The organism is Rhodoplanes sp., from assembly GCF_013377085.1.
Lineage (GTDB): Bacteria > Pseudomonadota > Alphaproteobacteria > Rhizobiales > Xanthobacteraceae > Rhodoplanes.
The window spans coordinates 428,864-440,827 of record NZ_JACAAX010000001.1 but is presented as its reverse complement, the minus strand read 5'-3'; the positions used below and the strand labels follow the sequence as shown (position 1 = coordinate 440,827).

11 protein-coding genes and 1 tRNA gene are annotated in these 11,964 nt (G+C 67.9%); 8 read left to right on the top strand and 4 right to left on the bottom strand.

All coding sequences use genetic code 11. The annotated features are described in order from the left end of the window. Window positions 1–159: 159 nt before the first annotated feature. Window positions 160–234: transfer RNA gene (locus tag HXX10_RS01935), tRNA-Val, on the top strand. 74 nt (window positions 235–308) lie between these two features. Here the strand turns inward: HXX10_RS01935 and HXX10_RS01930 are convergent. Beyond that, window positions 309–1,211 (bottom strand): LysR family transcriptional regulator, encoded by a 903-nt coding sequence (locus HXX10_RS01930; RefSeq protein ID WP_296519674.1) that lies wholly within the window; start codon window positions 1,209–1,211, stop codon window positions 309–311. A 250-nt stretch (window positions 1,212–1,461) separates the two neighbouring features. On the opposite strand from HXX10_RS01930, the gene HXX10_RS01925 reads away from it, so the two are divergent. Beyond that, window positions 1,462–2,457 (top strand): tripartite tricarboxylate transporter substrate binding protein, encoded by a 996-nt coding sequence (locus tag HXX10_RS01925; RefSeq protein WP_296519673.1) that lies wholly within the window; start codon window positions 1,462–1,464, stop codon window positions 2,455–2,457. Window positions 2,458–2,533: 76 nt separating this feature from the next. Continuing rightward, a complete protein-coding gene (locus HXX10_RS01920; protein ID WP_296519672.1) occupies window positions 2,534–2,965 on the top strand; it encodes a cupin domain-containing protein in 432 nt (143 codons plus the stop codon). Between the two features lie 34 nt (window positions 2,966–2,999). Here the strand turns inward: HXX10_RS01920 and waaC are convergent, their stop codons facing one another. Then, window positions 3,000–3,953: a lipopolysaccharide heptosyltransferase I gene (gene waaC, locus HXX10_RS01915; RefSeq protein ID WP_296519671.1), complete on the bottom strand. Its 954-nt coding sequence runs from the start codon at window positions 3,951–3,953 to the stop codon at window positions 3,000–3,002. 178 nt (window positions 3,954–4,131) lie between these two features. Between waaC and galE the strand changes: the two genes are divergently transcribed. Then, window positions 4,132–5,121: a UDP-glucose 4-epimerase GalE gene (galE, locus tag HXX10_RS01910; protein WP_296519670.1), complete on the top strand. Its 990-nt coding sequence runs from the start codon at window positions 4,132–4,134 to the stop codon at window positions 5,119–5,121. Window positions 5,122–5,265: 144 nt separating this feature from the next. Here the strand turns inward: galE and HXX10_RS01905 are convergent, their stop codons facing one another. Beyond that, the gene (locus tag HXX10_RS01905; protein WP_296519708.1) at window positions 5,266–6,867 is read right to left on the bottom strand and encodes a bifunctional aspartate transaminase/aspartate 4-decarboxylase; all 1,602 of its coding nucleotides are present in this window, start codon (window positions 6,865–6,867) and stop codon (window positions 5,266–5,268) included. Between the two features lie 20 nt (window positions 6,868–6,887). Beyond that, window positions 6,888–8,597 carry an aspartate-alanine antiporter gene (aspT, locus tag HXX10_RS01900; RefSeq protein WP_296519668.1) on the bottom strand — a complete coding sequence of 570 codons (1,710 nt, stop codon included), beginning with the start codon at window positions 8,595–8,597 and terminating at the stop codon, window positions 6,888–6,890. A 302-nt stretch (window positions 8,598–8,899) separates the two neighbouring features. Here aspT and HXX10_RS01895 point away from each other — a divergent pair, with 302 nt between their 5' ends. The 4 genes from HXX10_RS01895 to HXX10_RS01880 all read left to right on the top strand — a co-directional run bounded on the left by HXX10_RS01895 (window position 8,900) and on the right by HXX10_RS01880 (window position 11,832). After that, the gene (locus tag HXX10_RS01895) at window positions 8,900–9,379 is read left to right on the top strand and encodes a heme-binding protein (protein ID WP_296519666.1); all 480 of its coding nucleotides are present in this window, start codon (window positions 8,900–8,902) and stop codon (window positions 9,377–9,379) included. A 317-nt stretch (window positions 9,380–9,696) separates the two neighbouring features. After that, on the top strand, window positions 9,697–10,341 hold the full coding sequence (locus HXX10_RS01890; RefSeq protein WP_296519664.1) for a DUF47 domain-containing protein: 645 nt from the start codon (window positions 9,697–9,699) through the stop codon (window positions 10,339–10,341). Window positions 10,342–10,350: 9 nt separating this feature from the next. Further along, on the top strand, window positions 10,351–11,355 hold the full coding sequence (locus HXX10_RS01885) for an inorganic phosphate transporter (protein ID WP_296519661.1): 1,005 nt from the start codon (window positions 10,351–10,353) through the stop codon (window positions 11,353–11,355). Window positions 11,356–11,364: 9 nt separating this feature from the next. Continuing rightward, window positions 11,365–11,832 (top strand): NUDIX hydrolase, encoded by a 468-nt coding sequence (locus HXX10_RS01880; protein ID WP_296519658.1) that lies wholly within the window; start codon window positions 11,365–11,367, stop codon window positions 11,830–11,832. The last annotated feature ends 132 nt before the right edge of the window (window positions 11,833–11,964 follow it).

The following is an 11,964-nucleotide window of genomic DNA, read 5'->3' as shown; positions in this document are numbered from 1 at the left end:
CGCCCGCCCCGGCCCCCGCGACCGTCGCGCCGGCCACCCCGCTGCCGCCGCAGTAGCGGCAGCACCTCGGGCGACCATCCGACCCCGGGCCACCGCCGCGCCGGCCTCCCGGCGCGCTTGACAGGCCCGGTCCCGCCCTTTACTCCGCCGCATCGGTGCGGGCGCTTAGCTCAGCGGGAGAGCGTTCCCTTCACACGGGAGAGGTCGTAGGTTCAATCCCTACAGCGCCCACCATCCTTTTCCGATCTGCTCGTCGAACACGTCGCCCCGGCCGCCGCCCCGGCGTCTGACGGGATTCGAGGTCCGCCTCACGCCCCCGGCGCCATCGCCTGCGCGGTCTCCTTGATGACGGCGATGAAGCGGCGCAGGGCCGGCGGCACGTAGGGCTCGCGCCGGTAGGTCGCCGAGACCGGGAACGGCCAGGACAGGCCCGCCGCGGGCAGGATCGCCAGGTCGGCGCCCGCGGCGCTCTCGCGGATCAGGCTGCGCGACGCGAAGGTGAGCAGGTCGGAGCACGCCACGGTGCGCAGCCGGAACGCCACCGAACGCGACTCGAAGCTGACCCGCAGCGGCGGCACGCCGGCCTCGCGGAAGCGGTCGAGGAGCCAGCGCTGCGAGATCAGCGTCGGCTCGGACAAGGCCCAGCGCTCCTGCGCCAGCTCGGCGAGCGTCACGGTCTCGCGCCCGGCGAGGCGATGGCGCGTCGAGGCGCAGACCACGAAGGCGTCGTCGTACAAGAGCTCGCTGACCAGCGTGTCGTGCGGGCGGCCGTAGTTGACGATCACATCGAGCTCGCCGTCGAGCAGCGCCGGGATCATCAGGTCGTTGTCAGAGATGCTGACCTTCAGGCGGATGCTCGGCGCGTCGCGCATAACGGCCGCGAAGGTCTTGGACAGGAAGGTCTCCGAGACCGCCATGCTCAGCCCGATGCGGAGCTGGCCGGTGCGGCCCTCGCTCACCTCGGCGACCTCGCGCGCGACATTGCGCACCATCAGGCGCAGCTTGAGCACCCGCGACAGCAGCGCGGCACCCTCGGCGGTCGGCTCGACACCGCGCGCCGTGCGCTTGACCAGCTTGACCTTCAGGGCCGCCTCGAGCCGGCGCAGGCTCTTGCTCAGCGCCGGCTGGCTGAGGCCGAGCGCCTCCGCGGCACGCCCGAGATGCCCGTGCTCGGCCGCCACGGCGAAGTATTCGATGTCGCGCAGCTCCATGCCGATACTGTCGCCCGAGCGGATGCCGACGCCGATAACCGAAATTCATCGAGGCGGGAAAACCGGATAGTTGAGGACACCCGCTGCCGCTGTCAACCTGATCACGTCGCCGGGCGTCGCAGCGCCGAGGTCTTCGCACTGCAACATCATCTCGCGACCCTTGCTGCACCTGCAAGTCGGACCAACCGACAGGGTGCTGCGACCTGTCGCCGACCGGTCGCTGGCCAAGGACAACGTCAGGGGAGCGCTCATGAAGACGTCGATCTCGATTCTCTTGGCCGCGGCCTGCCTCGCCGTCGCCGGCCCGGCCGGCGCGCAGTCGCCGGAAAAATTCCCGAACCACACGGTGCGCATCGTGGTGCCGTTCGGACCCGGCGGCACCACCGACACGGTCGCCCGCGCGCTCGCGCAGGATCTCTCCGTGCGGCTCGGCCAGTCCGTGGTGGTGGAGAGCCGTACCGGTGCCGACGGCATCGTCGCCCTGCAGGAGCTCGTCCGCTCCGGCGCCGACGGCCACACCTTCATGCTCGGCAACGTGACGACCAACGCCATCACGCCGATCCTGTTCGCCGGCAAGATGACGTTCGACTACGAGCGCGAGGTGGTCCCGGTGATGCGCCTGGTCGACGTGCCGGCCTTTTTGGTGGCGACCACCAAGAACTTCCCGCCCAACACCGTGGCCGAGTTCGTCGACTACGCCCGCCGGCTGCCGGGACGGGTCAATTACGGCATCACCGGCGCCGGCAGCTATCCGCACTACGACATGGCCGTGCTGGCGCGACGGGCCGGCAACCTGCAGCTCGCCGCGATCCCCAACAAGGGCGGCGCCTCGGCCATGGTCAACGACCTCCTGGTCGGCACCGTGCAGCTCTCCTTCGTCAATGCGGCGACCGCGGCCGGCAACGTGCAGGGTGGCACCCTGAAGGCATTGGCTGTGGTCAACCACAAGCGCCTGCCCGCCTTCCCGGAGGTGCCGACCTTGGCCGAGGCCGGCTATCCGGGCGTCGGCACCATCGCCTGGCAGGCGCTGTTCGCTTCCGCGAAGGCGCCCAAGGAGGCGCTGGAGCGAATGCAGGAGGCGACCGCGCAGGCGCTGAAGACGCCCGCCGTGGTGCAGGCGCTGGAGACGCAGGGCTTCACCATGATGCCGACCAGCTCGCTCGCCGAAACGCGCGCCTGGCTCGCCGAGGACATGGAGAACTGGCGGAAGACGATCCAGGATATCAAGCTCGATCTCCAGAACTGACGGCCGCCCACCCCGCCACCGACCCGTGCCGCCGCGTCCCGCGAGCGACACCGTCAAGACCACCGGAGTTGAGAGCATGCTCGTCTTCGACATGACCACCGAGCAGGAGTGGAACCCGCATCATCACGTCGAAAAGATTCTCGGCAAGCTCGGCGGCGGCGACGTGACGATCGCCTGCTGGGAGCCCGGGCAGATCAGCCCGTATCACAGCCATCCCGACGCCACCGAGATGTATCTCTGCCTGTCCGGCGGCGGCACCATGCGCACGCCCGAGACGACAATCCCGATCGTACCGGGCGGCCTCGTCGTGCATCCGCCCGGCGAGCTGCACGAATACGCCAACGGGCCGGCCCGCACGGTGCTGTTCCGGGTGCGCTACGGGCGCGACATGGCGGCCCGCCATTTCGACTGGCGCGACAACGCGGCCTTCGTCCAGTCGGCGGAGGATGCGGCTTATTTCCGCGCCAACCCGCCCATCCGGACGGAGCCGGTCACCGCATCAGCGTGACGGGCGGATAGCGCACCGGCTGCACCAGAGCCAGTCAGCCGGGGAGCACCCGCGCGACCGCGGCCGCCACCGCGTCGAGGCGGCAGGGCTCGCCGTCGCCGCCCAGCGTCTCGATCGGCCCGGAGCCGATCGGGCCGGTCAGCGACGGCTCGCTGCCGACGAAGATCGACACCAGCGGCACGCCGAGGGCGGCGGCGAGATGCAGGAGCCCGGTGTCGACCCCGACCACCAGGCTCGCCCCGGCGATCAGCCGCGCCACCTCGTCGAGCGGCCGGCGCTCCGGCACGCGGGCGCCGGGCAGCGCCGCGGCGAGCCGGCGCGCGCGCGTCTCCTCGGCCGGCGTGCCCCAGGGCAGCACGATCGCGAGACCTTGCGCCATCAGGGCCCGGCCGAGGGCGATCCAGCTCTCCTCCGGCCATTCCTTCTCGGGCCGGGCGGTGGCGTGCAGCAGCACGGCGTAGGGCGCGTGCGCGGCCGGCGCCAGGGCGGCCCGGTCGAGCCCGTAGTCGATCGGCCCCTCCGGCGCATAGCCGAGCGCCGCCCCGGTCAGCAGGCGGTTGCGGGTGACGGCGTGCAACTCGCGCCCGACCACATGGTGGACGTCGTAGCTCGCCGCCGCCAGCGCCTCGCGGGCGCTCTTGCGGTCGTAGCCGTGGCGCGGTCCGCGCGCCAGGCGGGTGATGACGGCCGTGCGCAGCAGGCCCTGGGTGTCGATGACGACGTCGTAGGGGCGCTCCCGCAGCCGGGCGACGAAGGCCCGGAGCTCCCGCCAGGTGTCGGGGCGCGTCAGCGCCCGCCGCCAGCGCCGCCAGGCGACCGGCACGACCTCGTCGACGCCGGGATGCAGCCGGGCGAGCGGCGCGAACGCCTCCTCGACCACCCAGACCAGCCGCGCCGCCGGCAAATGCCGGCGGGCGTCCGTGACGGCGGGCATGTTGTGAACCACATCGCCGAGCGACGAGGTCTTGATGAACAAAACGTCGACCATGGACCTCTGACAGCCGCTCCGGCGGGCGCGGTTCTCATATACAGGGCGGGGCGGATTGTCACCCGGGCGACTTTCACTGCGCCGTCGGCCCCCCGTGCCCTCGCCCTGAATCGGCCCTGCCCCTGGCCGCCGGCACCCACGGCGGGCTATACGGGCGCGGCAACACAAGGACGGTTCGATGAGCATTCTGGTGACGGGCGGGGCCGGCTACATCGGCAGCCACATGGTGCACGCCCTGGTGGACGCCGGCGAGCGCGTGGTGGTGCTCGACAATCTCTCGACCGGGTTCCGCCGGGCGGTGGCGGACGGGGCCACGCTGGTGGTCGGCGACACCGGCGACCAGGCCCTGGTCTCCCGGCTGATCGCCGAGCACGGCGTCGAGGCGATCATCCACTTCGCCGCCTCGATCGTGGTGCCGGAGTCGGTGGCGCAGCCGTTGAAATACTACCGCAACAACACCGCCAACTCGCGCAGCATGATCGAATGCGCCGTCACGGGCGGCGTGAAGCATTTCATCTTCTCGTCCACGGCCGCCGTCTACGGCAACCCGGCGCGCGTGCCGGTCGGCGAGGACGACACGCCGGCGCCGATGTCGCCCTACGGCTCGTCCAAGCTGATGACCGAGACCATGCTGCGCGACGCCGGCGTGGCGCACGGGCTCGGCCACGTCATCCTGCGCTACTTCAACGTCGCCGGCGCCGACCCGCTGCTGCGCACCGGCCAGTCGACCCGCGACGCCACCCACCTGATCAAGGTGGCGGTCGAGACCGCGCTCGGGCAACGCACCAAGATCGACGTCTTCGGCACCGACTACCCGACCCGCGACGGCACCTGCGTGCGCGACTACATCCATGTGACCGACCTGGTCGCGGCCCATGCCGACGCGCTGCGCCATCTGCGCGGCGGCGGCGCGCCGGCGACCTTCAACTGCGGCTACGGCCGCGGCTTCTCGGTGCTCGAGGTGATCGACACGGTGAAGCGGGTCGCCGGGGTCGATTTCCGCGTCGACCTGGCGCCGCGCCGGCCCGGCGATCCGGCCGAGATCGTCGCGGCGTCCGACCGCATCCGCGAGCGACTGGGCTGGCAGCCGCGCTACGACGACCTCGGCGTGATCGTCGAGCACGCGCTCGCCTGGCAGCGCAAGCTGTCTGCCATCGGAGCCGCCTAGCCGGCGTCTGCGAGCAGCCTGTGGACGCCGAACCCCGCCGTCACGCCGTCGCGATATCGTGCAGGGCAATGAAGGCGTCGAAGCGCACGCGCGGATCGTGCTCGCCTTTGTACACGGCCGACGGTTTGCGCCTCGGGCCGAGCTTCAGTGCGCCTTGGTGGTGCTCTCGAAATCCCGATGGCATTCGTCGAGCACCTGCCGCGTGAACCTCCCGATCGCGGCGTATTCGTTGTCCGTGAGGTTCGCGAGCGACACCCGCGCCGACGTGTCGACGACCTCGAACCCGTTGCCGGGCAGCAGCACGACGCCGGTTTCCTTCGCCAGGCGGAACAGAATGCTGATTCCCAGGTCGCTCTTGACGAACCAAGCCATGAATTCAGGTCCGTAGAGCGCTCCGGCGATCTCCTGCAGGTCGATCAGGGAATAGTAGTCGACGTCGTTCGGCTCACGCACGACCGCGATGCCCATGTTCCTGTAGAGCGTCTGATATCTCCGCCGGATCAGCTCCTTCGCGGCATCCTTGTAACGGTGCTCGCGGTCCATCAAGCCGTTCAGCGCGAACAGGGCCATCTGCAACTGCTGCGGCACCGACAGGCCGGCCGTGTGGTTCAGGGCCACGGCCCGACTGTCGGCGACCAGGCGATCGATGAAGCGCAGCTCTCGCGGCGTCGTCGTCAACGACGCGTAGCGCGCATCCAGGAGCTTCTTCTGCTGCTCCGGAAGCGCGGCCAGCGCCGCGTCGAACGCATTGTCGTCGTGCAACGCGATGGCGCCGAGACGCCAGCCGGTCGCACCGTAGAATTTCGAGAACGAGTAGACGCACAACGTGTTGCGCGGGCATTTGGCGAAGAGCGAGACGAAGCTGTCGGCGAAGGTGCCGTAGACGTCGTCGGTGACGATGAACAGGTCCGGCCGCCGGCTCGTCACCAGCGCCGTCAACTGGTCCAGAACCGCATCCGACATCTTCGTCGACGGCGGATTGCTCGGGTTGACGAGGCAGAATATCTTGATCGCCGGATCGAGCAGCTTGTTCAGCTCGGACTCCGGAAACTGCCAGTCGGCGTGTTGATCCATTCGGATATCGACGACGTTCAACTGGTATTCGCGCAAGACCGGGATTTCCAGATACGGCGAGAAGATCGGCGTTCCGATGGCGATCTTCTGACCGGGCTCGATCAGGCCGTTCGCCCGCAGGGTCTGAAAGATATAGGTCATCGCCGCCGTGCCGCCCTCGGTGGCGAACACCGAGAAGTCGCCGTTGCGCGGCAGCGATCCATACATCTCCTGCGCAAGGTAAGCCTTGACGATCTCCTCCGTGTGCAAAAGCATTCTCGGCGGAGTCGGATAATTACAACCCAGAAATGCGCTCACCATCTCGAACAGAAACGCGTCCCGATCGAGACCGAGTTGATCTTTGACGTAGGAAATCGCCGATCGCAAAAAGCGGACGCCGTCGGCCTCCCGGTGGTGGTTGGCGTAGGCATCGAACCGCTGAACAATGCCGTCGTGCTCCGGAAGCCCGCCGAAGCCGCTGTCCAGGTAGGAGTATGACCGCTCGGCCTCACGCAACGCGAAATCGCCGAGACTCAGAAAGGCCCACCGTGGCAACGTCGCCATGAAGTTCGGATTGCCTCGCCCCGCGTTCAACATCAGCCTCTGGGCGTTCGACGAGGCGATCGCCATCAGTTGGTCCTTGAGCTCGAAGGGGCTCAGCTTCGCATATTGGCTGAAATCGCGTTCCGTCATGGCCACACCTCGATATTGAATTATGGGGCTGCGTTTTTGGCGACGATGCCGACGATCACGGGGCCCCAAAGGGTCAGGAAGACATTGGCGACCGCATAGGTGACGGTGAACGACACCACCGGCGTGGCATTGCCCGCCTTCGTCAGCAGAGCGGCAAAGGCCGGGTTGGCGCTGCGGCCACCCGCGACACAGGCCAAGGCCTCGATGGGGTTCCGGATGCGCAGCACGAAGTAGGAGAAGAAGAAGGTGACGACCTGGGGAATCAGCGTCACCCCGACCCCGAGGAAGAACAGGGTCGAGCCGTATTTTTGGATGGCGACCAGCGCCTGAGGGCCGGCTGCGATTCCGACGATGCCGACGAACACGGCCAGTCCGAAGTCGCGGAGAAAGTTCGAGGCGCCGAGCGGCAGCGCCGCGAATCTCGGGTGAACGCTGCGCAACCAGCCGAACATCAAGCCCGACAACAGACAACCGCCGCCGCTGCCGATCGCGATCGGAATACCCCACAGCTTGAACTGGATCATGCCGATCAGCATGCCGACGAGCATGCCGATGCCGAAGAAAATGAAATCGGTGACGGCAGCAGCCGTGATCTTGTAGCCGATCTTCGATTGCACGCGATCGAGGTCGACAGGGCTGCCGATGAAGTGCAGCTCGTCGCCACTCTTCAGCACGAGCTTGCGCAGAAGCGGCAGATCCCGCCCCATGCGCTTGGCCGCGGTCAAGAACACGCCGTGCCGCGTTTCGACATTGACGTGATCGTGGATATCGCCGACGTCGCGGCCGCTGAGAGCGCGATTGGTCAGAATGATTTCGCGGCTTTCCTGGACCAGCGACATTCCCGACGGAGCGGTCGTTTCCCGACCGAAGAAGTCGACGGCGCTCTCCATGACGGAAACCGTTCCCGTGACGGCAATGCGGTCGTCCGCCTGAACGATCGCCCCGTCGGTGACGGCGAGCGGCTTGCCGTCGCGGAAAATGGCCTCGACCGACGCGTCCGACAATGCCTTGTCGATCGCCAGAGCCGTCAGGCCGGCCGCCCGGCTGTTCGGCGCGACCGCGTAGACGCGCGTATCGGTCGTGCGCATCGCATCGAACTGGCCGGGATCGAGTTCGGCGTGCCCGCCGGACAACTGCGCTGCCAGCTTCACGGCTTCGGCCCGAATGTTCCATCTCATCACCATGGGCAGAAACCAACTGACCATGATGATCGGGCCGAGCGAGCCGAAGATGTAACAGACGGCATAACCGACGGCGACGTTGGTCTGCATCGTCTTGATCGATTCAGCAGACAGCCCCAGCTTCCCGATCGCATCTCCGGCCGTGCCGATGATCGCCGACTGGGTGAGCCCGCCGGCGGCGAGCCCGGCCGCCATACCCCGGTCCAGGTCGAACATCCAGGCCGCCAGCAGGACGCACAGCAAGCCCGTGAAACACATGACGAATGCGGAGGCCAACTGGTTCAGCGAACGCCGGTTCAGCGCGTGGAAGAATTGCGGTCCGCCCTGGAACCCGACCGCGTATATGAACATCGCGAAGAAGATCGTCTTGATGCCGACGTCGAGATCGATGCCGAGTTGGCCGATGACGACGCCGACCAGCAGCGTGCCCGCGATGCCGCCGAGGACGAAACCGCCGATCTTGATTTTTCCGACGAGATACCCGAGCGAGATCGTCACGAAGAGCGCGATCAATGGCTCGCCGGTGAATATCTGGCGCACCATACCCATTTGCGATGTCCTGACGTCGAACAGTCTTTCCGGATCGAAAGACGAGAAACCGAGGCGAAGCCGAGGCCGAGGCCGCGTCGAATAGGCGAATACGCACGCGGCGTCTGAGCAAAACAGGCCACCGTCACGGACGACGCCCGAGAGTCATGACGACGAAACCAGGACGACGCGCCCTGGATCCCAGGCATGATCGTGCCGCCGGGGCCGGTCTCCCGGTTGGCGTCGGCCGATCGAGACGCCTACGATGGGTGCGGAAACGTCCTCCAACCTGTCGGTGAGCCATGATCACAAGACCACTTTCGATGGCCCTGATCGCCGCGGCTCTCGCCGCCGGCACGGCGTCCGCCCAGGACGCGCTCGTCACCTATCGGGCGATGAGCCCGGAGACGGCCCTCGATCTCGCCCGCGCGGCGCTGGCCGAGTGCCGGCAGCGCGGCTATCAGGTCGCGGTCGCCGTCGTCGATCGCTCCGGCGTGTCCCAGGTGATGCTGCGCGACCGGTTTGCCGGGCCGCACACGCCGCAGACGGCCACCGGCAAGGCGTGGACGGCCGTGACGTTCCGCACCAGCACCAGCGAGCTGGTGACGGCGACCCAGCCCGGCTCGTCGCAGGCGGGCGTCCGCGGCCTGCCCGGCACCGTCGTTCTCGGCGGCGGGGTCCTGGTCGAAGCCGGCGGCGCCGTGGTCGGCGCCATCGGGGTCTCGGGGGCGCCGAGCGGGGAGGCTGACGACACCTGCGCCAAGACCGGCATCGAGGCCATCCGCGACAAGCTCGACCTGTGAGCCGAGCCTGGCGTGAGAGCAAGCCGGAGACCCGACCAATTACTAATTCTTATGACCTATAAGCTTAATGCCAAGGTCAGGCGACGTGTCGATTCCCGGCGGCGGCGAAGCGCTACCCTGTGTGCGAAGCCGCCTCCGGATGCTGACTCGCCGGGCGATCGGGTCCATACGGTCCGGGTCGCGCCGGTCCGTCCGGCGAATCGTCTGTCCGCCCGCCGTCCGCCCTGGACGGAGCACGATATGGTCCGGCACCCCCGAATCGGGTCCGGACGAGTCCGGCCTCGAGGCCAGGCCGGACAACCGCTGCGAGGATCGGAATGCTCGGCTGGTTCCAGGCGCTCATGCCGAAGGAAGAGCGCTTCTTCGATCTGTTCGTCCGGCACGCCGAAATCGTCGTGGCGGGCGCCGAGGCGATGCGTGGACTGCTGCACGGCGGCGACCAGGTGCCGCATTACTGCAAGCTGATCTTCGAACGCGAGGCCGAGGCCGACGAGATCACCCGCTCGGTGCTGCTGGCGGTGCGGCGAAGCTTCATCACGCCGTTCGATCGCGGCGACATCCAGGGCCTGATCTCCTCGATGGACGACTCGATCGACCAGATGCACAAGACCGCCAAGGTGATCACCCTGTTCGAGGTGAACCGCTTCGAGCCCAGCATGGCCGAGATGGGCGACACCATCCTGCAGTCCGCCGAGGCGGTCCGAAAGGTGGTGCCCCTGCTCCGCTCGATCGGCAAGAACGTCACCCGGATCAGCGCCCTCACGGAGGAGATCACCCGCATCGAGGAGCGCGCCGACCAGTTGCACGACCTCGGCCGCAAGCAGCTCTTCCTGTCTCATCGCAGCGGCGACACGATGGAGTTCATCGTCGGCGCCGAGATCTACAGCCACCTCGAGAAGGTGGTCGACCGCTTCGAGGACGTCGCCAACAAGATCAGCGACATCGTCGTCGAGCAGGTGTGAGGCGCCGGCATGGATGCGACCCTCGCGCTGCCGCTGCTGATCGGCCTGATCGCGGTGGCGCTGCTGTTCGATTTCCTCAACGGCCTGCACGACGCCGCCAACTCGATCGCCACCATCGTGTCGACCCGGGTGCTGAGGCCGCAATATGCGGTCCTCTGGGCGGCGTTCTTCAACTTCATCGCCTTCCTGTTCTTCGGCCTGCATGTCGCCCAGACGATCGGCACCGGGATCATCGACGCCACCGTGGTGGACGCCCGGGTGGTGTTCGGCGCCCTGATGGGGGCGATCGCCTGGAACGTGATCACCTGGGTGTTCGGCATCCCGTCGTCGAGCTCGCACGCCCTGATCGGCGGGCTGGTCGGCGCCGGCGTCACCAAGGCCGGCGTCGGCTCCATCGTGTGGGCCGGGCTCGGCAAGACGACCGCCGCGATCTTCCTCTCGCCGCTGGTCGGCTTCTCGCTGGCGCTGCTGCTGGTGCTGATCGTATCCTGGGCGCTGCTCCGCCAGACGCCGTTCGCGGTCGACCATGCCTTCCGGTCGCTCCAGTTCGTCTCGGCGTCGCTCTACTCGCTCGGGCATGGCGGCAACGACGCGCAGAAGACCATGGGCATCATCGCCGTGCTGCTGTACTCGCAGGGGCATCTGGAGGGCGGTTTCCACATCCCGTTCTGGGTCGTGATCACGTGCCAGATCGCGATGGGGCTCGGCACCCTGTTCGGCGGCTGGCGGATCGTGCGGACCATGGGGTCGCGGATCACCCGGCTGACGCCGCTGCAGGGCTTCTGCGCCGAGACGGGCGGCGCCATCACGCTGTTCATGGCCACCGGTCTCGGCATCCCGGTCTCGACCACCCACACGATTACGGGAGCGATCGTCGGAGTCGGGGCGGCGCGGCGGGTCTCGGCGGTGCGCTGGAATATCGCGGGTAGCATTGTTATTGCATGGATCGTCACCATGCCGGCGGCTGGACTGATCGGCGCCGCCTTCTATATGCTTTGCGGCCTTTTCACATGAGGATCTGAATTGTCCGGTGGACGCGCCCGCCTCCCCTCGAAACGCCTGCTGCAATACGCGGCAGTTCCCTATCGGCGTAACGAGGACGGCGAGACCGAGGTGATGCTGCTGACATCGCGGGAAACCCGGCGCTGGGTGATCCCGAAGGGCTGGCCGATCCGCGGCGCCAAGCCGCATGCCTCGGCGGCGCGCGAGGCGCTGGAGGAAGCCGGCCTGATCGGCCGCACCACTATCGAGGCGATCGGCACCTACCGCTACGACAAGCGGATGAAGAACGGGCTCGATACCCGCTGCAAGGTCGAGGTGTTCCCGCTCGAGGTGACGGCGCAGCGCAAGCGCTGGCGCGAACAGGGACAGCGCAAGCTGCGCTGGTTCACGCTGCGCGACGCCGCCAAGGCCGTGCAGGAGCCCGGCCTGCGCAAGCTGCTGCGGCGGCTCGACAGGCTCGTCCCGAACGAGACCGACAGCGAAGCCTGATCACCGACCTCCTGCCCTGCCTCATATGAGGCAGTATCGGCCCCGGTCGCCGAGATGATTGCTCATTTGGGCCGCATATCCGCGCCCCCGCCGTGGGACTGTCGGCCCGCATCGCCGCCGCGGGACTGTCGC